Below are 25,355 nucleotides of genomic sequence, written 5' to 3' on the forward strand. Positions count from 1 at the left end.
CTGGTATGAATTCAGAGGGTTGAAGGCGCATTACACCGCGACCGGCGCCTTGATGGCGGGCCAGGGGTCGTACCCTTCAAACGAGAAGTCTTCGTACTGATAGTCAAAGAGCGACGCCGGGCGCCGGGCGATGACAAGCTTCGGATAAGGACGGGGCTCGCGCGAAAGTTGGAGCTTCGTCTGCTCGACGTGGTTGTCGTAGATGTGGCAGTCGCCGCCCGTCCAGACGAAGTCTCCGGGGAGCAGATCGCACTGCTGGGCAATCATGTGCGTGAGCAGCGCATAGCTCGCGATGTTGAAGGGGACGCCCAGGAACATGTCGCAGCTTCGCTGATAGAGCTGGCAGGAGAGCTTTCCGTCCGCCACATAGAACTGGAAAAGACAATGGCAGGGCGGAAGCGCCATTTTGGAGAGCTCCGCAGGATTCCAGGCCGTGACGACGAGACGGCGGGAATCCGGCGTCTCGCGAATGCGCCTGAGAACATCCGAAATCTGGTCTATCGTGCCGCCGTCAGGCGTCGGCCACGAGCGCCACTGATGCCCGTAGACGGGACCGAGGTCGCCCTTTTCATCCGCCCACTCGTCCCAGATCGTCACGTTGTGGTCGTGCAGATACCTGATGTTGGTCGAGCCCGAGAGGAACCAGAGGAGTTCATAGATGATCGAGCGCAGGTGGAGCTTCTTCGTCGTTACGAGCGGGAAGCCTTCCGAGAGCGGAAAGCGCATCTGGCACCCGAAGAGAGACCGGGTACCGGTACCGGTTCGATCGGACTTATGGGTCCCCTTCTCAAAAATCTCCCGAAGGAGCGTTTCGTACTGATTTGAAGCCATCAGCTCCTCCGCTCGAAAAACGAAAACGATGATTATAAGGTTGCGCAGAAACTCAGGCACAGGCGCGAAAAAAAGCGCTCACGCGAGACAATCCCGGTGAGCGCTTCCAGGCATTGAGAACGCGGGAGCGGAACTCCCGCGTCCCTGGCGTCAGAGGTTATTCCTCTACGATGGTCTTCACCTCAACGCCGTACGAGTCCTTGACGGTCGTATGAATGTTGAGCAGAGCCACCCAGCGGCGCAGCACGCCGATGATCACGAAGAGCATCAGAACCATGATGAGCGCGGAGAGGAAGGCTAGCAGCATCTGGCTGTTGGGGAGGTACTGATTGAAGATCAGCCAGAGACCGGCCCAGAACGTGATGATCGTCATCAGGATGCCCGGAACACCCGTCACCCAGGCGTACTTCACCTTGTTCATGCGCATGATGACGGTGGTGCCGATCAGGAGCGTGACGGAGGCGAGGAGCTGGTTGCAGATGCCGAAGAGGGGCCAGATCGAACCAATGTCGCCCGACCAGACGAGATAGCCCCACGTACCCGTGAAGATCGCGGAAGTGATCACAATGCCGGGCCACCATTCCTTGTCGCCGAACTTCGGCCAGACCTTGCCCATCATTTCCTGCAGGAAGAAGCGGCCCACGCGGGTGCCGGCGTCAACAGCCGTCAGGATGAAGACGGCTTCGAACATGATGGCGAAGTGATACCAGTACGCCATCAGGCTTTCCATGAACGGAATCTTCGAGAAGATGTGGGCCATGCCGACGGCGAGCGACACCGAGCCGCCCGGACGGGCCATCAGGCTTTCCTGAACTTCAGCCTCGAGCTGCGGGAGTTCAACCACAGACATGCCGAGCTTGGCGAACTTGTCGGCCGGAGCGTTGATCGCGAAGTAGTCGGCAGGAACAAGCACGCAGGCGGCAACGAGAGCCATGACGGCGACGAAGCCTTCCATGAGCATTGCGCCGTAGCCGACGAAGAGCACGTCCTTTTCATTGCCGATCATCTTCGGGGTCGTGCCCGTGCCGATCGTGGCATGGAAGCCCGAAAGCGCGCCGCAGGCAATCGTGATGAAGAGGAACGGAATCACCGGACCGCCGATGATCGGGCCGCCGCCGTGAATGAATTCCGTCAGGGGCGGCATGTTGAAGTTGGGCATCACGAAGGCAATGCCGATCGCAAGCGCGCCGATCGTGCCGATCTTGAGGAAGGTCGAGAGATAGTCGCGCGGCAGAAGGAGGAGCCACACCGGAAGAACCGAGGCAAAGAAGCCGTAGATCGGGATGAGGAGGCTCATCTCGGGCTTGTCGATGTCAAGGAAGCCGAAGTATTCGGGGTGCGAAGCAACCCACGGACCCGAAAGAATGCAGAGGAAGAGGAGCACGACGCCCATGATCGTGGCGCCCGAAACGTCGCCCTTGCGCCAGACCTGCATGTAGAGGCCCATCAGAATGGCGATCGGAATGGTCGCGGCCACGGTGTAGGTCGACCAGAGCGAGTTGTGCATCGCATTGACGACCGCGATCGAGAGACCTGCAAGCGTGAGGATCAGAATCGCGAGGACTGCCCAGGCGGCAACGCGGCCCGTCGTGGAGTCGATTTCCTGGCTCGCGATGTAGGCGAGCGAATTGCCGCGGTGACGCACCGAGCAGAAGAGCACGACCATGTCGTGCACGCCGCCCGCGAGAACGCAGCCGATCAGAATCCAGAGCAGGCCCGGGAGATAGCCGAACTGCGCGGCGAGAACCGGTCCGAGAAGGGGACCCGCGGCAGCAATAGCGGCGAAGTGGTGGCCGAAGAGCACGTACTTGTTCGTCGGCACATAGTCTTTGCCATCATCAAAGCGCACGGCAGGGGTTTCGCGGGCGGCATTGATGTTGAGCACCTTCTGAGCAATCCATAGGCCGTAGAAGCGGTATGCGATTGCAAAGATGCATAGAGCGGCGAATACGATGGTGAGTGCATTCACCCCGTTCAGCGTTTCCATAACGATCTTTTCCTTTGGTTGTGGATGGGACAACGCCAGAGGGAAAAGGACCGTCGCTTTCGAGTGAGTGATGAGGAATGAGCCTCGCTCAGCCTTCGCCAAAAGAGGTAATTATTATCGTAATCCCCTAGAGGTATTCGCTCTTATCGAAAACAAGCAGACTTTTCGTAGCGTTGAGCCAAGTTTACCCATCTGCCGCACTGTAAGCGAAGATGTCAGACCGTTAGGAATTCAATTTTTATTGATGCAAGGCCATGGCAATAGGCATTTGCCCTCAAATCCTCAGGCTGATCCGTACCCCTTTAAAGGTAAGGCATATATAGGTCGGAAAGCTTAAGCGCTTCAGCCTTTCCGGAGAAGACTCCGGACCAGCCGATCATGAGCTGAATGTATTCAGCCGGATCCGCCTGAGCGCCTTCCGTTTTGATTTTTTCCTGGTGTGCCGAGAGACGAGAAAGCGAAGCTTCAAAGGCCCGGAGCGCCGCAGCAACGACATCGTGATCAGAACGAACGGAAGGGTCGGAACTTCCGCCCCCTTCAATGAGCGCACGTGCCAGCACCTCCGGCATTGCCGCTCTCAGATGCGACGCGAGCTTTGCGCCTGCCCAGCCGTTGGGCTCCACCCGATCGGGTCCCGCCTGACCTTCGAGTATGGCGCAGAGGTCCTCAAAGAATTCCTCATGCTGCTCAGCAGCCTGGGCGGCATCGGGCGCTTCGGGCGTATGCGTTCTCAGCCATTCATCCTGCAGGTGGGCGATGCCCAATTCCTCCAGCACAAGGAGCATCGTGCTCTGATCGGTGAGATCAACAACGCCGTAAGGCCTGATTTCATTGACGGGAGGAAACTGCTGCATGAGAAACGTCGTTCAAAAAAGAAAGCATCCCGCCGGTTGAGAATGCGATGACCTTTCGTCATTCCGGCGAGAGGTTGGATTTTAGCCGCAGGAAAGCGCCTGGAATCTTAATTGAGAGGCTCGAGAGCCTCTTCGGGCAGAGAAACCACATTGATGCCTTCGGAACGGAGATCCGCCGCCTCAAGTGGCGTGCAGGTGCCGCGCACGAGCTTCTTCGGGCTTTTGCCTTTTTCCATTTTCCGTACGGTTTCGGGAAATGCTTCTCCGACATCCTCGGCACGCCTTGCGGCCTCGCGCAGAATCCCGAGCGTCTGCGCTCTGAGCGCCTCCTCCTGCTCGCGTGCATTGCTCGCCGCTCGCAAAGAGAGATCTTCATTTACATCGCTTCGAGTGGTGCCTTCCACCGGCCGGATCTTTGCGCCGGACGGGAGCTTCTGAATATCCGGAGCACCGCATGCCGGACATCCCTCAGGCAGATCTTCCGGACGGTCGCTTCGGAGCCAGACCTCGAAAACGTGCCCGTTAATGCACCGAAAATTGAAGATTTTCAAGCTCATAAAAAGGATGATGCAAGAGAAAAACGAGACCGGCGTTCTTCGCGGCAGGAATAAATCCGGCCCGCCTTCAGGAAAAAACTTGACAAATCAAAAATAGACATGCTACATTCCGCTTCCTCAGTTCAGGGCACAGCCCTCGCGATTCGCAACCCAATCACCACGGGCTGGATCAATGCGTCTGAGGACATTCATGGAAGGATGGCAGAGTGGTTGATTGTACCGCCCTGGAAAGGCGGCATACGGAAATTCCGTATCGAGGGTTCGAATCCCTCTCCTTCCGCCAGAATTGCTTAACTTGGTGAGTCTTAATCTCATCAAGGCGCGCGAAGCGGGCGTCGTATAACGGCCATTACCTCAGCTTCCCAAGCTGATGACGAGGGTTCGACTCCCTTCGCCCGCTCCAGACGAAAAACGTCAAGCCCGACAGAAAGATCTGCCGGGCTTTTTTGTTTTCGTGCGACGAAGACTGACGTTTAGCGCGGCTACAATTTTCTCGCTTCCTGATTTTTCTTTCTTTCGACGGGTGAACTCATGGCCGCCAGAAATCGTCTGATCACGCTTGATACCGAAACCACGGGCCTCAACGCCAAAGGCGGCGACCGCATTATTGAAATCGGCTGCGTGGCACTCGACGGCCGCGTGATGAAGAGCACCAAGGAAAATCACCTCCAGATTTTCATCAATCCGGAGCGCGAGGTGCCCGAGGATGCAGTAGCCATTCACGGCATCACGACGGAATTTCTGGCCGACAAGCCGAAATTCTCTGAAGTCGCGGATAAGTTCCTCGACTTTGTCCGGGATTCGACCCTCGTCATCCACAATGCCGCATTTGATACGGGCTTCCTCAACATGGAGCTCGAACGCATCGGCAAAGGCAGGATCGAGGACTACTGCGACGTCATCGATACAGTGAAGCTCGCCAAAAAGCTTCTTCCCGGACGCGCCGTCAGCCTCGACTCTCTCTGCCGCTACTATGAGATCGACAACTCCAACCGCACGCTCCACGGGGCGCTCCTTGACGCGGAACTCCTCGCCGAGGTCTACATCTCGCTCACCCGCGGCCAGGACACGCTCACGCTCGTGAATGAAGACATCGACAATCTCCCTCCGATGCCGAAGGAAGAAGACTGCGTCATCATCCGCGCCAATGCGGAGGAGCTTGCCGAACACAACCGCATCCTCGACATTGCGGAAAAGAAGTCTAAGAGCACGCCCGCCTGGCGCAAGGAACCGAATGAACCGGCGCCCGCTGAGTCAGCACCCTGAACGCCTCCTTTTGTCGACCAATTCCACCAATAGCACGGCCATTCTCGCGCTTTAATCGCATGAATCCTCAAGGAAAACGATAGCAATTCCGGTTGGGACAAGAAGAAACGACATAGTGCAGAGAGCGAAGCCGATCGCCCGCTATGATCCCCGGAAATATGATCCGGTTTATCCGCTTGCGACGGACATCCGGAAAACGAAAGAACAAACACTTCCGGAGATTCAGTCATGCAGTTCAAGAATTTTGTCGTCTGCGCCTGTGCAGTAGCCTGCGGTCTTGCCGCCTCCATCGGCGAAGCCCGCGACCTTCTGCGCGTCGGCACGGAGCCCACTTTTGCGCCTTTTGAATTCCTCAATACGAAGACGAAGGAATACACCGGGTTCGACATGGATCTCATCCGCGCGGTCGGCGACAAGGCGGGCTACGACGTTGAAATCCTCAACATGGGCTTTGATGCGCTTGTTCCCGCCGTGATGACCGGCACGATCGACGTGATCGCAGCGGGCGTTTCCATCACGCCCGAACGCCAGAAGCGCGTCGACTTCACGACGCCCTACTACACGTCCGGCCTCTCGATGCTCATTCAGAAAAAGAATGTCGAAAAGTTCAAGACCTTTGACGACCTGAAGAACACCAACCTTGCCGTTCAGATCGGAACGACGGGCGCTGAAAAGGCGAAGACCATCGCAGGCGCCAAGGTTTCGAGCTTCAATACGACGAGCGAAGCCTTCATGGACCTGATGTCGGGCAACTCCGACGCCGTGGTGCTCGACCGCCCGGTGCTCGCTTACTACCTCAAGAACCAGGAGCGCGCGGCCAAGGTTCTCACGATTCCGCCCTACATTGCGGATGCAGAGAGCTTCGGCTTTGCCGTGAAGAAGGGCAATACCGAGCTCCTCCAGAAGCTCAACAAGGCATATGCGGACCTGAAGGCTTCGGGCGAAGTCGATAAGATCTACAGCAAGTGGTTCCAGGAATAATCCTTCAGGACCACCGCCCGCTCCCGCGCGCCATCGAAGTCCTGTCGAAGAGAACGCTCTGACAGGCAGTCATCCCGGCATCGTCGTTCTTTGCGCGAACGCGATGCCGGCGTCATATTCCCTAGTAGAATGCCGCGGCCGGCGACAAAAGCCGGAAGCTGAATCACTTTCTCTCAGAATGCTTCAGCTCGCTGCGTCAAAATCAGTCCGGATGATGATTCATCCGTTTTTCCCACAGCCGGCGGACCTCCGGCACTGATCAGTCTCTATAGAAACACCATGGAATTTGATCTCTCCCTCATTGCCTCGAGCTTCCCGCTCCTTCTGCGCGGCGCAGGCCTCACGCTTGAAATCACCGCGCTCTCCGTAGGCATTGGTCTGCTTCTCGGCCTTCTGCTCTCGCTCCTGCAGCTCTCGAAGAGCCCGCTCCTCAGCATTCCCGCTAAGGTCTACGTCGACTTCATCCGCGGGACGCCGCTCCTCATTCAGATCTTCATCATCTACTTTGCGCTTCCCAACATCGTCGGTCACCGCATTGATCCCTATGTTGCAGCCGTTGCAGCCTGCTCGCTCAATTCGGGCGCCTACATTGCGGAAATCTTCCGCGGCGGCATCCAGTCGATTTCGCTCGGCCAGTACCGCGCCGGCCTCTCGCTCGGCATGACCAACACCCAGACGATGCGCTACATCATCCTGCCGCAGGCCTTCAAGCGCATCATCCCGCCGATGGGCAATGAATTCATCGCCATGCTGAAGGACTCCTCGCTCGTTTCCGTGATCGGCTTTGAGGAGCTCACGCGCTCGGGCCAGCTCATCATTGCGGAAACGTACGGCACGCTTGAAATCTGGACCTGCGTTGCGATCCTCTACCTCGTGATGACGCTCACGATTTCGCGCTTCATCTCGTGGCTCGAAAAGCGCTTCCGCAAGTCTGACGACCGCTGATTCAAACCCGAAACTTCTGTCTCCGAGGCGCCATGATGAAAAAACAATGCATTCTGCTTGCATGGCGTCCGTGAGGCAGATAAAATGCCCGCTTTCACGGCTCGAGTCACAACGCTCGTGTCCGCAAGTTTTACCATCTCTTTGACAGGAATATCCATGTCTGAACTGACCAAGTCTGAGATCGTTGCCAAGTTCCAGCGCGCCGAAGGCGACACTGGCTCTCCCGAGGTCCAGGTGGCCCTTCTTACGGCCCGCATCAATCACCTCACGGATCACTTCAAGGTCCACGCCAAGGATCACCACAGCCGCCGCGGCCTGCTCCGCATGGTTTCGCGCCGCCGCAAGCTCCTTGACTACCTGAAGCGCACCGATCTTAACGCCTACCGCAAGCTGATCGACACGCTCAATCTGCGCAAGTAAGCTCGAAGAGATTCTCAAGACAACGGCCTGCCGATTTCGACAGGCCGTCGTCCTATCTGCCAACCCCGTCTGATCGTTGACGAAAACCTCTCATCCTCCTGCCTTCCACCCCAAGCGCGTTGCGATTTGAGCACTTACTTTCTCAAACCGTGAATGCTCAAACCGCAGCGTGCCGGCGATTCGAATCCGAACCGCCGGCGAAAGCGGGAAGAAACGGAACGTCAGCGAAAAGACATCTTCCAAGAGAAATAAGGAAGCATTACTTATGACGATGTTCAATAAAACAACGCAGTCCTTCCGATTCGGCAATCACGACGTCACGCTTGAAACCGGCGAAATCGCCCGTCAGGCCACCGGCGCCGTCATCTGCCGCATGGACGACACCGTGGTTCTCGCCACCGTCGTCTGCAAGAAGGAAGCCAAGCCCGGTCAGGACTTCTTCCCGCTTACCGTCGACTACATTGAAAAGACCTACGCGGCCGGCCGCATCCCCGGCGGCTTCTTCAAGCGCGAGGGCCGTCCTTCTGAAAAGGAAACGCTCACGAGCCGCCTCATTGACCGCCCGATCCGCCCGCTCTTCCCGGACGGATTCTTCAATGAAGTCCAGGTCATCATTCACGTTCTTTCTGCCGACCCGCAGGTTGATCCGGACATCCCCGCGATGATCGGCACCTCCGCCGCGCTCGCCGTCTCCGGCATTCCCTTCCGCGGCCCGATCGGCGCCTGCCGCGTCGGCTACATCAACGACCAGTTCGTTCTCAACCCCACCACCGAAGAGCTCAAGACCTCGCGCCTCGACCTCGTCGTCGCCGGTACGGAACGCGCTGTTCTCATGGTTGAATCCGAAGCCGACATTCTTCCCGAGAAGACGATGCTCGACGCCGTGATGTTCGGCCACCGCGAAATGCAGACGGCCATCCAGGCCATCAACGAACTCGTCGCGAAGGCCGGCAAGCCCGCCTGGGATTGGCAGCCGCCCGCCCGCAATGAAGCGCTCATCGCCCGCGTGACCGAGATCTCCAACGAGGGTCTCCACGCCGCCTACGCGATCCGCTCCAAGCAGGCCCGCAACGACAAGCTCCGCGAAGTCTATGAACTCGTCGAGAAGACGCTCGCCGCCGACGCTGAAGCTGCCGGCACCGAAGCGCCCGACATGAACGAAGTTCACGGCATCCTCTTTGAGCTTGAAGCGCACCTTGTCCGCTCCCAGATTCTCGCCGGCGAACCCCGCATCGACGGCCGCGACACCCGCACGGTCCGCCCGATCGAAATCCGTCAGGGCGTGCTTCCGCGCACCCATGGTTCCGCCCTCTTTACCCGCGGCGAAACCCAGGCGCTCGTCACGACGACGCTCGGCACGAAGCAGGACGAGCAGATCATCGACGGTCTCTGCGAAGAATCGCACGACCGCTTCATGCTCCACTACAACATGCCCCCCTTCGCCACGGGCGAAACGGGCCGCGTCGGATCCCCGAAGCGCCGCGAAATCGGTCACGGCCGTCTTGCCAAGCGCGCTCTGAAGGCGGTTCTTCCCTCTGCTGACGAATTCCAGTACACGATCCGCGTTGTTTCCGAAATCTGCGAATCGAACGGCTCCTCCTCGATGGCTTCCGTCTGCGGCGGCTGCCTCTCGATGCTTGACGCCGGCGTTCCGCTGAAGGACTACGTTGCGGGCGTTGCAATGGGCCTCATCAAGGAAGGCAACCGCTTTGCCGTCCTCACCGACATCCTCGGCGACGAGGATCACCTGGGCGACATGGACTTCAAGGTGGCCGGCACGGAAAACGGCGTCACCGCGCTCCAGATGGACATCAAGATTGAAGGCATCACGGCTGAAATCATGCAGGCTGCCCTCGCGCAGGCGCATGAAGGCCGTCAGCACATCCTCGGCCGCATGCACGACATGGCGGGCGGCGGCGCGAAGGAGCTCTCCGACTTTGCTCCGCGCATGGTCTCCTTCAAGATCAATCCGGAAAAGATCCGCGACGTCATCGGCAAGGGCGGCTCCGTCATTCGCGGCCTCACCGAAGAAACCGGCACGACCATCAACGTCGAGGACGACGGCACGGTCACGATCTCTTCGCCCGATATGGCCCGCGTTGCCGCTGCCAGGAAGCGCATTGAAGACATCACGGCTGAAGTCGAAGCCGGCCAGATCTACGAAGGCACGGTCACGCGCCTCCTCGACTTCGGCGCCATCGTCCAGCTCCTTCCGGGCAAGGACGGGCTCCTTCACATCAGCCAGATCGCCAACGAGCGCGTCAACGCCGTTTCCGACTATCTGAAGGAAGGCCAGAAGGTCCGCGTGAAGGTCATTGAGGCCGACGAGAAGGGCCGCGTCCGTCTTTCCATGAAGGCACTCCTGCGCGACGAAGGCGCCCAGCAGCAGTAACGTTTGCTTCTGGCGGGAAAACGATTCTTCATCGCGCTTTCCCGCCGCAAACGCCTGCAGCGCTTTTGCTTCAAGCCGGCCCTGCGTCTCGCTAAAGACGCACGCCGGCTTTTCCACGCATAAGCCCCGTGAGGGACAAAGAAGCTAAAATTAATCTTTATCCCCTGCGGAATCCGGGATTTATTCCCGCTTTAGAGAGACTACGAATACTTCATGCGCGAACGAATCGTCATAGCCAACTGGAAGATGAACGGCAGTCGGGAAGCCAATGCCCTCTGGGTCAGCAACTTCCTGGCGGAACCTGTGCGACTTTCCTGCCGCACGGTGGTCTGCGCTCCCTTCATTTACCTTCCCGAGCTTACAGAAGCCTGTCGGAACACCGCCATTGAAATCGGCGCAGAGGACGTCAATGAAAACGCCTCCGGCGCCTTCACGGGCGAGGTCTCTGCAGCGATGCTCGCTGACTTCGGCATTCGTTTCGCCATCGTCGGGCACTCCGAAAGGCGGCGCCTCTACGGCGAAACGGACAACCGCGTTGCCATGAAGGCCGTTACCCTTGTGAAGAACGGCATTCGCCCCGTCATCTGCGTCGGCGAAACGCTCGAGGAACGCGAGCGCGGAGAGACGCCTGCCGTCATCCTCCGTCAGCTCAATGCCGTCCTTGCTGTTCTGAAGCCTGAAAGCATCGGCGCGATTGCCTATGAACCCGTCTGGGCGATCGGTACCGGCAAATCGGCTGATCCGGCAACGGCACAAACCGTGCATGCCGGCATTCGCGCACGCCTTGTGCAGGCCGCTCCCGAAGCCGGCAAACTCACGCCGATTCTTTACGGCGGCAGCGTCACGCCTGAAAATGCCGCTTCGCTCTTTGCCGAAGCGGACATCGACGGCGCGCTTGTCGGCGGCGCCTCTCTCAATGCACAGAGCTTCTACAGCATCGGCGAAGCGCTCTGCGCAGCCAGACCCTGATTTCACCCCACTTTTTTACGCACTAAAGGTTTAGAGAACCATGCACTTCCTGCTCAGCATTGCGCTTGTTCTGCAGATCATCTCAGCCGTTGTCGTCATCGTCCTCGTGCTGATGCAGCACGGCAAGGGCGCCGATCTCGGCGCAGCCTTCGGCAGCGGCGCCTCCGGCTCCGTCTTCGGCGCCACGGGCAGCGCGAACTTCCTCTCGCGCTCCACCGCCATTGCCGCCACGGTCTTCTTCTGCTCCACCATTGCGCTCACGCTCGCCTCGGGCGCCTTCAACAAGCGCGCCTCCGTCCCCCAGGGCGGCGTTCTGTCGACGGTCGAACAGCCGGCATCCCAAGAACAGGGGATGCCCAACAATCAAAATAATGCCCCCGTCAATCAAATTCCGAGGTAGAATTCTTCTCCTCTGCTGATGAACACCTCAGTTCAAAAACAAATCAGCAGAGAACAACTTGAAAGGCCGCGGTCGTGGCGAAATTGGTAGACGCACTACTTTGAGGGGGTAGCGGAGCAATCCATATGAGTTCAAATCTCATCGACCGCACCATATTCGCTGGGGTATCGCCAAGTCCGGTTAAGGCAGCGGATTCTGAATCCGCCATACGTAGGTTCGAATCCTACTACCCCTGCCAGGTCGATCAGGTTGTGACAATTTGAAGGTTTTCGCGGTCGTGGCGAAATTGGTAGACGCACTACTTTGAGGGGGTAGCGGAGCAATCCATATGAGTTCAAATCTCATCGACCGCACCACATTCGCTGGGGTATCGCCAAGTCCGGTTAAGGCAGCGGATTCTGAATCCGCCATACGTAGGTTCGAATCCTACTACCCCTGCCAAATGTATTGAGAAGGCTGGTTCGAAGGAACCGGCCTTTTCTTTTGCCTGTACGCCTGAAAACTCGCGACAGCTCTGCGAATCCGCCAGGTGCAGAATGCTTCTGATTTCTCCGCGTGCAGTGATGCTCTAATTGCCGACTGCCCGTCGTGAGACAAACCGCAAGGCAGCACCCTGGGATTCGAAGAAGCGCCTCAAGGCTCGGCATGAGACTGGAGAGCTCGAGATAAGAGACAATGGCGACACCATCATGCAGGCGTGCAGACTCAAGCCAGTGCCTCTACCTTATGCTCCCGAGCCGAACTGGCACGCTGCCTTGGAACGCGTTTCCCTACTGACGCAGATGCCGTCCCAGAAATCATTCGGCTTCAGGACCAAAAAGCAAGCCTATAGCGTAAAAAAATAAAAAAGGGCGTCCTCCTACTGCGGCAGGGATGGGCGCCCTTTTTTCTGCTTTCAAACTCCCAAACTCAGGCAGGCAACAAAAAAGCCCTGGGCCGGCACCGGCTTTCAGGGCTTTTTGCTTTCTGGCGGGAGGCGCAGTTTCAATGCAATTGCATCGGAAAGCGCTTGTGGTGGGACCACCGGGACTCGAACCCAGATCCGACCCTTAGGAGGGGCCAGTTCTATCCAGTTGAACTATGGTCCCGCCATCTTTCTCGCGAAAGGGAAAAGGATTCTAGCATGCTCCATCAGGATCCGCGACGAACAAGATGAAGCTTGTCGCGGGCGAAGGAAAAAAGCAGATCCTTGGTGCCGGCCTTGCCGAAATCAATTTCGATGATGAGGCTCGTGCCGGTGCCGATGAACTTCTTCACAACGCCTTCGCCGAAGGCATCGTGCCTCACAACGTCGCCCTTGTTGTAGCCCGACTGCTCTGCAGCTTTCTTCTGCATGGCATCAAACTGACCCGTGCCGCGGAAGGACATGCTGTCGCCCGATCCCATCGAGGAAGAGCGTCCGTAGGTCGACGAACCGTAGCCGCCTCTTCCCTGCGAACGTCCGGAACGCCCGGAGCTTCCCCAGCTGCGTCCCCAGCCTTTTTCGTCCTGATCCTCGTCTTCATAGGCAGGCTGATAACCCTTCTTCGCCGGACGAATGTCGAGGAGCGCCTGAGGAATTTCCTTCACGAAGGAAGAAAGCGGATTTTTGAAGGCGTTGCCGAACATCAGCCGTTCACGGGCGTGCGTGAAGGCAAGGTGCTTTTTCGCACGCGTGATGGCCACGTACATGAGACGGCGCTCCTCCTCGAGGCCGCCGCCCTTGCTCCCCTTTGATTCGGTCTTGATGGCCGAGAAATGGGGGAAAAGCCCTTCCTCGGCACCGATAATCCAGACCCAGGGGAATTCAAGGCCTTTAGCAGAATGCACGGTCATGAGCTGCACGGCGTCCTGATCGGCTTTCTCGTTCCGGTCGCCCGCCTCGAGCGTCGCCTGCGTGAGAAACCCCTCCATGGGCGAAGGCGAATCGTCGCTCACTGGCGCGAAGGCCGGATGATTAAGCTCCACCTTTTCATTTTCAAGCCACCCCTTGGCGGCTGAAATCACTTCGCGCATATTCTCGACGCGATCTCCGCCGTCCTTTTCCTTCCTTGCCGCTTCCTCAAGGCCGGAAGCTTTGATGACGTGGTTGATGGCTTCAAGGAGCGGCATCCCGTCCGCAGCAATCCTCATCTGCGTAATGAGGTTTTCAAAGGCCGTCAGTTTGGCGGGCTTTTCGATCATGCGGTCGGTAAGCGCCGCCCAGAGAGAAATGCCTCTTTCACGCGCTGCATTCTGGAGGACTTCAATCGACTTGGCGCCGATGCCGCGCGCGGGCGTATTCACCACGCGCAGGAAGCTCGTGTCGTCCCAGGGGTTCGTGATCATGCGCAGATATCCGAGGACGTTCTTCACTTCAGCGCGTTCGAAGAAGCGCAGGCCCCCATAAACGCGATAGGGAATGCCGCGTCCGGAAAGCTCCGTTTCAATCGAGCGCGACTGAGCGTTCGTACGGTAGAGCACCGCAAAGTCGCGCCATTTCGCCCCCTTCTCCCGCGCATTCTCCATCTGGTCGGCCACCCAGCGCGCTTCCTCGATATCGGTATCGAGCTCCTTCACGGTGATTTTTTCGCCCTTGGCGCCGTCCGTCCAGAGGTTTTTGCCGAGCCGCCCTTCGTTTTGCTCAATCAGCCCGTTGGCGGCATCGAGAATTGCCTTGGTCGAACGGTAATTCTGCTCAAGGCGAATGGGGTTGCTGACGTGAAAATCCTTGATGAAGTCGGTCATGTTGCCGACATTTGCGCCGCGGAAGGCATAAATCGACTGATCGTCGTCGCCCACGGCGAAGACGGAATTGAGTGCTCCGCCGTCGGGACCGAGCCCCGTGCCCGCAAGGAGCTTGAGCCATCGGTACTGAAGAACGTTCGTATCCTGGAATTCGTCGACGAGAATGTGGCGGAAGCGCTGCTGATAATGAACGCGCACGAGCTCGTTTCGCTCGAGGAGTTCGTAGCAGCGCAGAAGGAGTTCCGCAAAGTCCACGACGCCCTGCTTCTGGCACTCGTTCTCATAGGCGCGGTAGAGATCCACCTTGAGCGAATTGTCGGCGCCCCCGATCGAGCCCGAATGCGCCGCCCGCACGCCCTGCTCCTTCATCCAGTTGATGAAGGAGGTGACGGACCTCGGGTCCGTTCGTTCCGGATCCACATTGGCCGCCTTCATGATGCGCTTCACCATGGCGAGCTGGTCGGCGCTGTCGATGATCTGAAAGCTCTTCGGGAGCCCCGCATATTCAGCGTGCCGGCGCAGAATCCGATTGCAGAGCCCGTGAAAGGTGCCGATCCACATGCGCTTCAGATCGTAGGGGAGCATCGACTCGAGGCGCGTCACCATTTCCTTGGCGGCCTTGTTCGTGAAGGTGACGGCAAGAATTTCCGATGTGGTGGCGAGATGCTCCTCAAGAAGCCAGGCAACTCGGGTCGTGAGGACTCGGGTTTTGCCCGAACCCGCGCCCGCAAGGATCAGAACGGATTCCTCGGGGGCGGTGACGGCCTCGAGCTGTTTGGGGTTGAGGTTCTCAAGAAGATCAGACGGCATGACTCGAAAAAACGGAATGCTTCAAAGAAAGAAGAGCGATTTTAACCGCCCGGGAAAGAAGTTCGAAGCGCGGCCTCAAAGGCCTCAGACCGCTTTCCTCCGGCGCGCTCCGGCATGCCTGGAAAGGCGCGAAGCCCTGCCCGCTCGGGCTATACTTTCCTGTTATTTTTCTCCACCCACAACTCACACTGGATAAAGAGCGTTATGCGCGAGACATACTCCCCCCAGGAGGTCGAATCCGAAGTTCAGGCGATGTGGAAGGCCGGCGACGTTTATCGCGCCCATGAAGAGGCGCTCGACGCCGAAGGCCATCCGAAGCCCAAGTTCTACGTGTGCTCCATGCTGCCCTACCCGAGCGGCAAGCTGCATATGGGCCACGTCCGCAACTACACCCTCAACGACGTCATGTACCGCTTCCACCGCATGAAGGGCTACAACGTCATGACCCCGATGGGCTGGGACGCCTTCGGGCTGCCCGCGGAAAATGCGGCGCTCTCGAAGAAGGTCGCGCCCGCGAAGTGGACTTACAGCAACATCGCCGACATGAAGGCTCAGATGGAGCCGCTCGGCCTCGCCTTCGACTGGTCGCGCGAAGTCGCCACCTGCAAGCCCGACTACTACCGCTGGAACCAGTGGCTCTTTCTGCGCATGCTCGAGAAGGGCATCGCCTACAGAAAGACCCAGATCGTCAACTGGGACCCGGTCGACAAGACCGTGCTCGCCAACGAACAGGTGATCGAAGGCCGCGGCTGGCGTTCGGGCGCCATCGTTGAGAAGCGCGAAATTCCGGGCTACTACCTCGGCATCACGCAGTACGCTCAGGAACTCCTCGACGACTTGAAGCAGCTCGAGGGCTGGCCCGAACAGGTGCGCCGCATGCAGGAGCACTGGATCGGCCGCTCCGAAGGCGTCACGCTCTCCTTCCCCTATGAACTGAGGGGCGAAGCGAAGCTTCTCAACGTCTACACGACCCGCGCCGACACGCTGATGGGGGTCACCTTCGTTGCGATCGCGGCCGAGCACCCGCTCGCCACGTACCTCGCGAAGGACCGCCCCGATCTTCAGGCCTTCATCGCTGAATGCGCCAAGGGCAGCGTCTCCGAAGCCGACATGGCGACGATGGAAAAGAAGGGCGTCCCGACGGGCTTCCATGTGAAGCACCCGCTCACGGGCGAACCCGTCGAAGTGTGGATCGCCAACTACGTCCTCATGGGCTACGGCGAAGGCGCCGTTATGGCCGTGCCTGCGCACGACGAACGCGACTTTGCCTTTGCGAAGAAGTTCGGCCTTCCCATCAAGCAGGTTGTGGCCGTTGACGGCGAAACCTTCTCGACCGACGCCTGGCAGGAATGGTACGGCGACAAGACGCTTGAAACGCACCTCGTCAACTCGGGCGAATTCAACGGTCTCGGCCTTCACGAGGCGATCGACGCCATTGCCGCCGCCCTCGAGAAGAAGGGCCTCGGGCACAAGGAAGTCAAGTTCCGCCTGCGCGACTGGGGCATTTCCCGCCAGCGCTACTGGGGCACGCCCATCCCGATGATCAACTGCCCGCACTGCGGCCCGGTGCCGGTGCCCGACGAAGATCTGCCGGTCGTTCTCCCCGAGGACCTCGTTCCGGACGGATCCGGGAATCCGCTCGCCAAGTGCGACGCCTGGAAGAACGTCAAGTGCCCGAAGTGCGGCGGCGACGCGGAACGCGAAACCGACACGATGGACACCTTCGTCGACTCCTCGTGGTACTTCCAGCGCTACTGCTCGCCCGACTGCACGACGGGCATGGTCGACAAGCGCGCCGACTACTGGATGCCGATGGATCAGTACATCGGCGGCATCGAGCACGCGGTGCTGCATCTCCTCTACGCCCGCTTCTGGACGAAGGTCATGCGCGACTTCGGGCTCGTCAAGTACGACGAACCCTTCAAGAACCTCTTCACGCAGGGCATGCTGATGGCCGAGTGCTACTACCGGGATCTCCCGGACGGGCACCGCCGCTGGTACTACCCCGATGAAGTCGAGGTTCAGTACGACGAAAAGGGCCGCCCCGTCGGCGCCATTTCGAAGGAAGACGGCAAGCCCGTAGTGCTGGGCGGCATCGAAAAGATGTCGAAGTCGAAGTGCAACGTGGTTGAGCCGCGCGACATTATCAACAAGTTCGGCGCCGATACGGCCCGCAGCTTCGTGATGTTTGCCGGTCCCCCGGATCAGTCCGCCGCCTGGTCGAACTCGGGCGCTGAAGGCACCTTCAGGTTCCTCCGCCGCGTCTGGGCCTGGGCCTATGCGCACCGCGAGGAGATCATCGCGGCTCCGGCGGTTGAAGGCTATACGGGCGAAATGAGCCACGAAGCCCGGCACCTGCGCCGCGAAATCCATTCGGCCCTTCGTCAGGCGGAATTCGACTACGGCCGCATGCAGTACAACACCGTTGTGTCTGCCTGCATGAAGATGTTCAACGCAATCGACGCCTTCAAGGGCGACGAGACCGCGGGCGGCAAGGAAGCGCTCAAGGAAGCCGCTTCGATCCTGCTTCGCACCCTCTACCCGGTTGCGCCGCACATCACGACGAGCCTCTGGGGCGAACTCGGCTTCATTCCGCTTATGGGCGACATCATCGACGCAAAGTGGCCCGAATGGTCCGAAGAGGTCATCAAGGCCGATGAGCTGAAGCTCGTCGTTCAGGTGAACGGCAAGCTGCGCGGCTCGATCCTCGTCTCCGCCGAGGCCTCTGAGGATGAGATCCGCGAAGCCGCGCTCGCCAACCCGGACGTGAAGAAGTTCGTGGGCGAAGCGACCGTGCGCCGCGTCATCATCGTGAAGAACAAACTCGTCAACGTCGTGGCGAAATAAGTTCTTCTCTTCTTCGAACCGAGTAACCGGCATTCCTTCCTGAATGCGGCTCCTCGAGTCCGATGGCGATTGAACGGCTCTTTCCGCTTCCGGGAAGAGCCGTTTTTTCGTGCTTCTGAAGCCGGGAACTGCATTCTCCCGGAGGTTCTGAGAACCCGGCTTTCCTCACATGCCGCCGCATGCCGCGGCGTCTCGAGGCATGCGCGAAATTCAACTTCCGCAAACCTCTATAATCAATGGACTTCACCCGGCCGCACCGAGGGACGATGATCTTCCCGGGGCGCGAAGCCGGCAGACATTCCGCGAGCTCCCAGGGCACACACTTCAAAATGTTCGAGCGACTTACCCGCCGTCAGATCCTCAGCGCCAGCGGCGCACTTCTCGGCTCCACGCTTCTTGCGGGGTGCGGATTCCGCCTTCGCGGACACTTTGATGCGCCCTTTGAGACGCTCTACCTTCAGATGACGGAGAACACGCGCTTCTCCGGTCTTCTGAAGCGCATGATCGAATCGGGCTCAAGCATCCGCTGCGTCTCCTCGCCTCGCGAGGCGGACGCCATTCTCGAGCTCCTCTCCATGACGCGCTCGCGCGACATCCTCACCATCAACGATGCCGGGCGCGCCCGCGAGTACGAACTCACGCTCACAGTCGAATTCCGCTGCACCTCGCCCGAAGGCTACGAATACGTCGACACGACGCGCTTGATTGCAAACCGCGACATCACGTACACCGAAAGCGAATTCCTTTCGCGCGAGAAGGAAGAGGAAGTCCTCTACGTCGACATGGAGAACGACCTCATCAACCAGATCGTGCGCCGCCTTGAAGCTGCGCACGCGCCCAATCAGAAATGAGCATCGCCGCACCTCAGCTTGAAGCCTGGCTCGGCCGCTCGGATTCGCTCGCACCCTTCTGGCTTGCCACGGGGAGCGAACCGCTTCTGATGCTCGAATCGGGCGACCTCATCCGTCATCGGGCGAAGGAGCTCGGCTACAGCGACCGGCAGGTGCTTGAAATGTCGGGGATGGCCGACTGGTCTCAGCTGATGGACGCTGCGGCCTCGATCGGCATGTTTGACGACCGGAAGTTTCTCGAAGTCCGACTTCCCGGCGGAAAGCCCGGCGTCAAGGGTGCGAAGGCCATTCAGGACTTTCTAGCGATGCCCCCGGTCGAAGGGGTCGTCACGCTCTTTACGCTCCCGAGACCCGACTGGCAGGGCGTGAAGGCCTCCTGGTGGAAGGCGCTATCGGAAAAGTGCACCGTTGTCGACTGCGATCCGATTCCCCGCCCGCAGCTCCCGGCCTGGATCGCGGCGCGCATGGCAAAGCACGGCCAGAAAGCCTCGCGCGATGTGCTCGAATCCTTTGCCGACCTCGTGGAAGGGAATCTCCTTGCCGCCCGCCAGGAAATCGACAAGCTGTCTCTTCTCTTCCCGCAGGGGGAAGTCTCCCGCGAAAACATTGAAGCTTCCGTCGGCAACTGCTCGCGCTACACCATCGAGGGACTCGTCGAAGCCATCTGCCTCGGCGCCTCTGAGCGCGTATCGCGCATCATCGATGGTCTTGAGGCGCAGGGCGAGGTGTTTCCTCTCGTTCTGATGGTTCTCACCTCTCAGCTCAGAAACCTTGTGAAGCTCCGCACCGCTCAGGAAGCGGGTCAAAGCTTCGTGAAGGGCGTCTTTGCCACACCCGCTCTCAAGGCGGGAGCGCGCCGCCTCACGCTCAAGAAACTCTCGGCCGCCCTCTCCGTTCTTGCCGACATCGACCGGATCTCCAAGGGTCTTGACGTGCCCGAGCGCGATTCAGATCCGTGGATCGAGCTCAAAAGCGTCTCGCTCTTCCTTTCTCGTTCCCGCTGAAAGCACGCCACGGACTTCCCGGCGCTACGTAGAATGGAGAATGACTCCTCGCTCACTCCTCCTCCGAGCGTTTTTTCTCTTCTGGAGACCTTACCCATGCCGGGATCCATGTCGCCCAAGGAACTCATTGAATCCATCGGAAAAGCTGCCCGCTGCGCCTCGCGTGAAATGGCCCGCGCCCGGACGGCAGAGAAGAATCTGGCGCTCAGAACCATTGCAAAGCTCCTCATCGAACGAGAAGCGGAGATCCGAAGCGCAAACGAAAAGGATCTTGAAGCCGCACGCGCTGAAGGCCTGAGCGAAGCCTTCGTCGATCGCCTCACGATCACAAAGGCAGTTCTCGAACGGATGGCGGAAGGCGTGATTCAGATTGCTGAGCTTCCCGACCCCATCGGAACGATTTCTGAAGTTCGTCCAATGCCTTCCGGCATTGAAGTCGGCCGCATGCGCGTACCGCTCGGCGTCATCGCGATGATCTATGAGTCCCGTCCCAATGTGACGGTGGACGCCGCCGCCCTTGGACTCAAATCCGGCAACGCCGTCATTCTGCGTGGCGGCCACGAGGCGCTTGAAAGCAATCGCGCGCTCGCCCGCGTCGTTGCAGAAGGCCTCCGCACGGCCGGTCTTCCCGCAGAAGCCGTTCAGCTGATTCCGAGCTCCGACCGCGCGCTCGTGGGCGAACTCATCCGCGCCCGCGACTATGTCGACGTTCTCATTCCGAGAGGCGGAAAAAGCCTCATTTCTCGCCTCATGGCCGAGGCGACGGTGCCGATGATCAAGCACCTCAACGGCATCTGCCACACCTATGTCGATGAAACCGTCGACCTTGAAATGGCCGTGAAGGTTGCGGACAACGCGAAGACCCAGCGCTTCTCTCCCTGCAATGCGACGGAAACGCTTCTCGTCCATGAAGCCCAGGCTCAGGCCTTCCTTCCCCTTATCGGCAGAATTTATGCCGAAAAATCGGTCGAAATGCGAGCCGACGAGAAAGCGCTCAGAATTCTTGAAAATGCGGGGCTTCCCGTCATTCCGGCAGTTCCCGAGGACTGGGACACGGAATACAACGCCCCCATCATCAGCATTGCCGTGGTCTCAAGCCTCTCGGAGGCGATCGACTTCATTGACCGCCACAGCTCCCGCCACACCGACGCCATTCTTACCGACAGCGTCAGGGCAGCGGAGCGGTTCCTGCGCGAAGTGGACTCCAGCTCCGTCATGGTGAATGCATCAACGCGATTCGCCGATGGGTTTGAGTACGGGCTCGGGGCTGAAATCGGCATTTCCACCGACCGCCTCCATGCGAGAGGCCCAGTGGGACTTGAAGGACTCACGTCCCTCAAGTACGTGGTCTACGGACACGGCGAAGGGCGTTCGTGACGGATCCTTCCTGCTTCAACGTGCTTTTGCAGCTTCTTTCGTCAGCAGACTGAACCGGTCGTGTGACTGAAAACATAGGCTGTACTCAGGAAAGTAGTACTTTTAGAAGTACTACTTTTCGTTGAAGTACTTTGTTTTGTACTTCATTGGTCAATAGCAATATTCATCACGCCTGGGAACCATCGTCATGGCCGGTTTGTATGGACGCGAACAGGAACTCATAACCTTAGAGACCTGCCATGCCCGTAGCCGCTTCGGGTTCTGCGTCATGTACAGCCGGCGGCGGACGGGCAAAACAACGCTCCTCAATCAATTCCGGCGTGGGAAGCGGAGCGTCTACATCGCCTGCCAGCCGGGCGGCTCGGCAGTGAACCTTGCCAATTTCAACGCCGCCATAGCAGCTGCCTTTCCGGAGACCGGAGGCGTGAGCTTTCGTTCATTCCGGGACGCCCTCGAAATGCTCTTTCGCCGGAGCCGGGAGGAAAAGCTCGTTCTAGTGATCGATGAGTTTCCTTGTTTGTCAACAGACGATCCAGGCATCACCTCAGTGCTTCAAAACCTCATCGAGGCCTATCAGGATGCGTCTCAGATGTTTCTCATTCTCTGCGGCTCCTCCATGTCATATCTGACGGAAAAGGTTCTCGCCTGTGAGTCGACTCTTTACGGCAGGAGCACTTGTCAAATTGAACTGAAGCCCTTCACCTTCCTTGAGTCATTGAGCTTCCTTGCGCCATTTTCTCTCGAAGAAAAGCTCGCGCTCTACGGTGCCGTTGGCGGGACGCCCGCGTACCTGAAGCAAATCGATCCCGGGCTTTCCTTTGCAGAGAACATAAAGACGCTCTTCCTCGACCCGCATTCGTCGTTCCTCGAGGAACCCGTCAATCTTTTAAACCGGGAGACCAAAAGTGCCGGCCTTTGCCTCCGCGTACTCAACGCCATGGCGGATGGGACTGCCCGATTCACGGAAATCAGAAAGGCTGCCGGCCTAAGCCCAAGCGCGGCATCAGCCGTGTTGTCCTATCTGATCGGTCTGAACCTCGTCAAAAAAGAAACGCCTTTCGACGACCTCAACGGGAAAAAGACCATCTACGCGATATCCGACAATTTCTTCCGCTTCTGGTTCCGCTTCATCGCACCTCAGAGGTCCAATATTGAAGGCGGCGAGATGACGGAAGTGCTCTACAAAGACATCGCCCGGGCGCTGCCGACTTTTCTGGGGTCCGTCTTTGAAGATGTGTGCCGTCAATACCTGCGGCGCCGGCTTGCAGCCGGGACGCTTTCCGCGGACTTCACTGAATTTGGCCGTTGGTGGGGTGCATATGTGAGGGAACGCAGACAAGCCGAAATCGACATCGTCGGCGTGGCTCCGGATAATGTGCGTCTCTTCTGCGAATGCAAATGGCGAAATGCACCAACAAACGAAGGCGTGCTCGATTCCCTCAACGAACTCTCAAAACAGTTCCGTTACACCGCACGTCACCTCATGCTCTTTTCGAAAAGCGGATTTACGGACGGCTGCCGGCAGCTCGCCAGTCGAATCGGAAATGTTGAGCTCGTGAGCTTTGAAGACATCATGACGGCATAAAGGACGACACCCAGCGACCACTGGCAACCGAAGGATCAGAAGAAATCTGCCTTCTGTTGCGCATCACCACCCGGACGCCGCTTCGAATCCGCCATCGGGCCCTTTAAAATAAGGGCTCGATTTTTTTATTTCTGACCTCATACCAAAATCCTCATGCCGAGCTTTGTCTTTCATGCGCCCTGCCCCTTCGGGCTCGAAGAGCTTCTCTCCCGGGAAATTCTTGCGCTCAACGCTGATCCCGATCTCGTCCGTCCCGGCAAGGGCGGCGTTTCCTTTGCGGGCGGTCTCGACCTCGGCATGGCCGTGTGCCTTCACTCCCGTTATGCGACCCGCGTGCTCCTGCGCGTCGCCTTCGACGAATACTGGGACAGCCGCGATGTCTATTCCATCGCGCGCAGAACGCCCTGGGAAAAGTGGTTCGGTCCCGACGTCACCTTCCGCATCCATTCAACCGCGAACCGCTGCCCGCTCGAAAGCCTTGACTTCGCGACGCTGCGCATCAAGGACGGTCTCTGCGACCGCTTTAATGAGCTTGCCGGCCGCCGTCCTTCCGTCGACCGCCGCCGTCCGGACGTGCGCCTTGAAGCCTACTTCACGTTCGACCACGTGAGCTTCTACATCGATCTCGCTGGCGAATCGCTTTTTAAACGCGGCTGGCGCCTCGAGCACGGCGAAGCTCCGCTCAAGGAAAACCTCGCGGCTGCGCTTCTTGCGCTCTCGGGGTGGACCCCTGAGAAGCCCTTGGTTGATCCCTTCTGCGGCTCCGGCACGATCGCGATTGAAGCGGCTTCCATCGCCGCCAACATGGCGCCGGGCCTCAAGCGTTCCTTCGCCTTTGAATCCCTATCCGGATTTGATCTCGACCTCTGGCAGGAAATGAAGGAGGATGCCCGGGCTGCTGTGAACCTCCATGCGAAGGTCCGCATTGAAGCGCACGACATCTCTTCGATCGTTGTTGAGAAGGCGATTGAAAATGCCCGCCGCGCGGGCTTCGGCGCCATGATTGACGACGGTCGCCTTCTCTTCAGCCAGGGCGATGCCCGTGAAATTGAGGCGCCTCAAGGTGCAGAACCCGGTCTCGTCATCGCCAATCCCCCCTACGGCGAACAGTCGAACCCCAAGTCCGCATCGATCGCCGCGATGATGCGCGACTTTGCCGCCGCGCTTAAAAGCAACTTCCCCGGGTGGACCGCGTGGCTCCTCACTTCCGACAGGCTGCTTCCCGGCCAGATGCGCCTGAAGGAATCGCGCAAGATCGTGCTCTTCAACGGGCCGCTTGAATGCCGCTTCTTCCGCTTCGACATGGTGGCGGGAAGCAACCGCAGAAAGCCTGCGGCCAATTAAATAATCGGCTTTCACTCATGAGAAAAGCCGCTGCGACGGAGAAGCGCAGCGGCTTTTTCTTTTGTCTCTTCGAACTTCGAAGCCGTTTATTTTTTACTTATTGGCAAGAAGTTCGCGGCCGAGCGCATCGACCTTGTAGATGCCGTCGCGGAACTTTTCCTTCGTCATTTCGTAGGGCACGCAGGTCCACTCCTTAATCGTGACGGCACGATCAACGAGGGCGTCGACCTCCTCGGGCTTCGTAATGTCGAGTTCAGCGAGCGTCACCGGGAGACCGAGAACGCGGTTGAACTCAAGCATGCGCTCGAGCGCTTCGTCGTTGCCGTCGACCGCATGGAGGACGAGCGTGCCGAAGCTCACGACTTCGCCGTGGAGGTGCTTATGAATGACAGGGAGCACCATGGAGGCGTTGTAGAAGCAGTGGGCGAGCGAGGAGTTGTAGTAGTAGCTGTCCTTCGTCGTCACGAGGTTCGACGTAATGCCGGTCGAAATAATGATGTCGAGGACCGATTCCGTGAAGGCTTCGGTGACCTTCCCTTCGCGGAAGTCGAAGAGCGCCTGACGGCCGTAGGTGAGGAGCGGCTCTTCGCAGACGAGGCCCACCTGGACGCCCAGAAGCGGCGTGTGGGAGAGGGCCTTGCCGCGCGAGGCGAGCTGGCTTTCCGCCTGCTTCGAGAGCGCGTCGCCGATGCCCGCCCAGAAGAGCTTCTCGGGGCTGTCGAGAATAATCGACGTGTTGATGAAGCAGTGCGTCGCGCAGCGCTTCGGGAAGTGGTAGTGGTCAAGCGCGCCGTTTTCCTTGTAGATGACCGCAATCGCCGTCACCGGAGCGCAGTTGGAAGCCACGGTCGGAACCGAGAGGAAGGGCTTGTCGAGAATGTCGGCCGCGGTCTTCACCGTATCGACCGCTCGGCCGCCGCCCACGCCGAAAATCATGTCGGCGCCCTTCACCTTTTCGTTCGAGGTGATGCGCTCGACATTGGCCATCGTGGCGTCCTTGCCGTAGACGAACCAGTCGACGATTTCAATGCCGGCCTTTTCGAGACCCGCACGCAGCTGCGGACCCGCCTTTTCCAGGGCCGTTTCACCGCCCACCACGGCAGCCGTCTTGCCGAGGAAGTGGGTGACTTCGCCGATATTGTCGTAGCAGTTCGGACCAACGCTGTAATGGGGCAGCGTCACGGTATAGTTTTCAGCCATTTTGTCTTTTCTCCGTTGATTGGATGGGA

General features: G+C 58.9%; 19 protein-coding genes and 5 tRNA genes. 17 read left to right on the forward strand and 7 right to left on the reverse strand.

Going from position 1 to position 25,355, the window contains the following annotated elements:
- Positions 1-30: 30 nt before the first annotated feature.
- From FG381_RS04875 to FG381_RS04890, 4 genes are all read right to left on the reverse strand, one after another.
- Positions 31-831, reverse strand: a complete 801-nt coding sequence (locus FG381_RS04875; protein ID WP_174857855.1) for a thymidylate synthase — start codon at positions 829-831, stop codon at positions 31-33.
- 157 nt (positions 832-988) lie between these two features.
- Complete coding sequence (locus tag FG381_RS04880) at positions 989-2,818, reverse strand: carbon starvation CstA family protein (RefSeq protein ID WP_139687797.1); 1,830 nt, start codon at positions 2,816-2,818, stop codon at positions 989-991.
- Between the two features lie 302 nt (positions 2,819-3,120).
- Positions 3,121-3,672, reverse strand: coding sequence for a hypothetical protein (locus tag FG381_RS04885; RefSeq protein WP_139687798.1), 552 nt, complete (start codon positions 3,670-3,672; stop codon positions 3,121-3,123).
- A gap of 107 nt (positions 3,673-3,779) precedes the next feature.
- Complete coding sequence (locus tag FG381_RS04890) at positions 3,780-4,229, reverse strand: DUF1178 family protein (RefSeq protein WP_139687799.1); 450 nt, start codon at positions 4,227-4,229, stop codon at positions 3,780-3,782.
- Between the two features lie 192 nt (positions 4,230-4,421).
- Here FG381_RS04890 and FG381_RS04895 point away from each other — a divergent pair.
- The 11 genes from FG381_RS04895 to FG381_RS04950 all read left to right on the forward strand — a co-directional run bounded on the left by FG381_RS04895 (position 4,422) and on the right by FG381_RS04950 (position 11,958).
- Positions 4,422-4,512: transfer RNA gene (locus FG381_RS04895), tRNA-Ser, on the forward strand.
- Positions 4,513-4,557: 45 nt separating this feature from the next.
- Positions 4,558-4,632, forward strand: a tRNA-Gly gene (locus FG381_RS04900).
- 128 nt (positions 4,633-4,760) lie between these two features.
- The gene (gene dnaQ / locus FG381_RS04905) at positions 4,761-5,495 is read left to right on the forward strand and encodes a DNA polymerase III subunit epsilon (protein WP_139687800.1); all 735 of its coding nucleotides are present in this window, start codon (positions 4,761-4,763) and stop codon (positions 5,493-5,495) included.
- A 228-nt stretch (positions 5,496-5,723) separates the two neighbouring features.
- Positions 5,724-6,476 (forward strand): basic amino acid ABC transporter substrate-binding protein, encoded by a 753-nt coding sequence (locus tag FG381_RS04910; protein WP_139687801.1) that lies wholly within the window; start codon positions 5,724-5,726, stop codon positions 6,474-6,476.
- Positions 6,477-6,755: 279 nt separating this feature from the next.
- The gene (locus FG381_RS04915; protein ID WP_139687802.1) at positions 6,756-7,421 is read left to right on the forward strand and encodes an amino acid ABC transporter permease; all 666 of its coding nucleotides are present in this window, start codon (positions 6,756-6,758) and stop codon (positions 7,419-7,421) included.
- 156 nt (positions 7,422-7,577) lie between these two features.
- Positions 7,578-7,841, forward strand: coding sequence for a 30S ribosomal protein S15 (rpsO, locus tag FG381_RS04920; RefSeq protein ID WP_374042055.1), 264 nt, complete (start codon positions 7,578-7,580; stop codon positions 7,839-7,841).
- Between the two features lie 265 nt (positions 7,842-8,106).
- A complete protein-coding gene (gene pnp, locus FG381_RS04925) occupies positions 8,107-10,233 on the forward strand; it encodes a polyribonucleotide nucleotidyltransferase (RefSeq protein WP_139687803.1) in 2,127 nt (708 codons plus the stop codon).
- A 213-nt stretch (positions 10,234-10,446) separates the two neighbouring features.
- Positions 10,447-11,202 (forward strand): triose-phosphate isomerase, encoded by a 756-nt coding sequence (gene tpiA / locus FG381_RS04930; protein ID WP_139687804.1) that lies wholly within the window; start codon positions 10,447-10,449, stop codon positions 11,200-11,202.
- 40 nt (positions 11,203-11,242) lie between these two features.
- Entirely contained in the window at positions 11,243-11,602 is a 360-nt protein-coding gene (secG, locus tag FG381_RS04935) for a preprotein translocase subunit SecG (protein ID WP_139687805.1), read from the forward strand.
- Between the two features lie 68 nt (positions 11,603-11,670).
- Positions 11,671-11,755, forward strand: a tRNA-Leu gene (locus FG381_RS04940).
- Positions 11,756-11,873: 118 nt separating this feature from the next.
- Positions 11,874-11,958 (forward strand) — tRNA-Leu (locus FG381_RS04950).
- A 656-nt stretch (positions 11,959-12,614) separates the two neighbouring features.
- Here the strand turns inward: FG381_RS04950 and FG381_RS04960 are convergent.
- Positions 12,615-12,690, reverse strand: a tRNA-Arg gene (locus tag FG381_RS04960).
- 43 nt (positions 12,691-12,733) lie between these two features.
- Complete coding sequence (locus FG381_RS04965) at positions 12,734-15,118, reverse strand: ATP-dependent helicase (RefSeq protein WP_139687806.1); 2,385 nt, start codon at positions 15,116-15,118, stop codon at positions 12,734-12,736.
- Positions 15,119-15,322: 204 nt separating this feature from the next.
- Here FG381_RS04965 and leuS point away from each other — a divergent pair, with 204 nt between their 5' ends.
- The 6 genes from leuS to FG381_RS04995 all read left to right on the forward strand — a co-directional run bounded on the left by leuS (position 15,323) and on the right by FG381_RS04995 (position 24,126).
- Positions 15,323-17,965: a leucine--tRNA ligase gene (leuS, locus tag FG381_RS04970; RefSeq protein ID WP_139687807.1), complete on the forward strand. Its 2,643-nt coding sequence runs from the start codon at positions 15,323-15,325 to the stop codon at positions 17,963-17,965.
- 329 nt (positions 17,966-18,294) lie between these two features.
- Positions 18,295-18,816 (forward strand): LPS-assembly lipoprotein LptE, encoded by a 522-nt coding sequence (locus FG381_RS04975; protein ID WP_139687808.1) that lies wholly within the window; start codon positions 18,295-18,297, stop codon positions 18,814-18,816.
- Positions 18,813-19,820, forward strand: coding sequence for a DNA polymerase III subunit delta (gene holA / locus FG381_RS04980; RefSeq protein ID WP_139687809.1), 1,008 nt, complete (start codon positions 18,813-18,815; stop codon positions 19,818-19,820). The genes FG381_RS04975 and holA overlap by 4 nt, the downstream gene beginning before the upstream one ends.
- Positions 19,821-19,916: 96 nt before the next feature.
- On the forward strand, positions 19,917-21,197 hold the full coding sequence (locus FG381_RS04985) for a glutamate-5-semialdehyde dehydrogenase (RefSeq protein WP_139687810.1): 1,281 nt from the start codon (positions 19,917-19,919) through the stop codon (positions 21,195-21,197).
- A 187-nt stretch (positions 21,198-21,384) separates the two neighbouring features.
- Positions 21,385-22,782, forward strand: a complete 1,398-nt coding sequence (locus tag FG381_RS04990; protein WP_139687811.1) for an ATP-binding protein — start codon at positions 21,385-21,387, stop codon at positions 22,780-22,782.
- 153 nt (positions 22,783-22,935) lie between these two features.
- Entirely contained in the window at positions 22,936-24,126 is a 1,191-nt protein-coding gene (locus FG381_RS04995; protein ID WP_139687812.1) for a THUMP domain-containing class I SAM-dependent RNA methyltransferase, read from the forward strand.
- Between the two features lie 93 nt (positions 24,127-24,219).
- On the opposite strand, the gene FG381_RS05000 is transcribed toward FG381_RS04995, so the two are convergent.
- Entirely contained in the window at positions 24,220-25,326 is a 1,107-nt protein-coding gene (locus FG381_RS05000) for an iron-containing alcohol dehydrogenase family protein (RefSeq protein ID WP_139687813.1), read from the reverse strand.
- Between the last annotated feature and the right edge of the window lie 29 nt (positions 25,327-25,355).

It is taken from the genome of Sutterella faecalis (genome assembly GCF_006337085.1).
Taxonomy (GTDB): Bacteria; Pseudomonadota; Gammaproteobacteria; order Burkholderiales; family Burkholderiaceae_F; genus Sutterella; species Sutterella faecalis.

What these genes read in the sequence shown, in the direction of transcription:
- FG381_RS04875 (WP_174857855.1), bottom strand. Translation starts at nt 831, where the DNA reads ATGGCTTCAAATCAGTACGAAACGCTCCTTCGGGAGATTTTTGAGAAG.
- FG381_RS04880 (WP_139687797.1), bottom strand. Translation starts at nt 2,818, where the DNA reads ATGGAAACGCTGAACGGGGTGAATGCACTCACCATCGTATTCGCCGCT.
- FG381_RS04885 (WP_139687798.1), bottom strand. Translation starts at nt 3,672, where the DNA reads ATGCAGCAGTTTCCTCCCGTCAATGAAATCAGGCCTTACGGCGTTGTT.
- FG381_RS04890 (WP_139687799.1), bottom strand. Translation starts at nt 4,229, where the DNA reads ATGAGCTTGAAAATCTTCAATTTTCGGTGCATTAACGGGCACGTTTTC.
- dnaQ (WP_139687800.1), top strand. Translation starts at nt 4,761, where the DNA reads ATGGCCGCCAGAAATCGTCTGATCACGCTTGATACCGAAACCACGGGC.
- FG381_RS04910 (WP_139687801.1), top strand. Translation starts at nt 5,724, where the DNA reads ATGCAGTTCAAGAATTTTGTCGTCTGCGCCTGTGCAGTAGCCTGCGGT.
- FG381_RS04915 (WP_139687802.1), top strand. Translation starts at nt 6,756, where the DNA reads ATGGAATTTGATCTCTCCCTCATTGCCTCGAGCTTCCCGCTCCTTCTG.
- rpsO (WP_374042055.1), top strand. Translation starts at nt 7,578, where the DNA reads ATGTCTGAACTGACCAAGTCTGAGATCGTTGCCAAGTTCCAGCGCGCC.
- pnp (WP_139687803.1), top strand. Translation starts at nt 8,107, where the DNA reads ATGACGATGTTCAATAAAACAACGCAGTCCTTCCGATTCGGCAATCAC.
- tpiA (WP_139687804.1), top strand. Translation starts at nt 10,447, where the DNA reads ATGCGCGAACGAATCGTCATAGCCAACTGGAAGATGAACGGCAGTCGG.
- secG (WP_139687805.1), top strand. Translation starts at nt 11,243, where the DNA reads ATGCACTTCCTGCTCAGCATTGCGCTTGTTCTGCAGATCATCTCAGCC.
- FG381_RS04965 (WP_139687806.1), bottom strand. Translation starts at nt 15,118, where the DNA reads ATGCCGTCTGATCTTCTTGAGAACCTCAACCCCAAACAGCTCGAGGCC.
- leuS (WP_139687807.1), top strand. Translation starts at nt 15,323, where the DNA reads ATGCGCGAGACATACTCCCCCCAGGAGGTCGAATCCGAAGTTCAGGCG.
- FG381_RS04975 (WP_139687808.1), top strand. Translation starts at nt 18,295, where the DNA reads ATGTTCGAGCGACTTACCCGCCGTCAGATCCTCAGCGCCAGCGGCGCA.
- holA (WP_139687809.1), top strand. Translation starts at nt 18,813, where the DNA reads ATGAGCATCGCCGCACCTCAGCTTGAAGCCTGGCTCGGCCGCTCGGAT.
- FG381_RS04985 (WP_139687810.1), top strand. Translation starts at nt 19,917, where the DNA reads ATGCCGGGATCCATGTCGCCCAAGGAACTCATTGAATCCATCGGAAAA.
- FG381_RS04990 (WP_139687811.1), top strand. Translation starts at nt 21,385, where the DNA reads ATGGCCGGTTTGTATGGACGCGAACAGGAACTCATAACCTTAGAGACC.
- FG381_RS04995 (WP_139687812.1), top strand. Translation starts at nt 22,936, where the DNA reads ATGCCGAGCTTTGTCTTTCATGCGCCCTGCCCCTTCGGGCTCGAAGAG.
- FG381_RS05000 (WP_139687813.1), bottom strand. Translation starts at nt 25,326, where the DNA reads ATGGCTGAAAACTATACCGTGACGCTGCCCCATTACAGCGTTGGTCCG.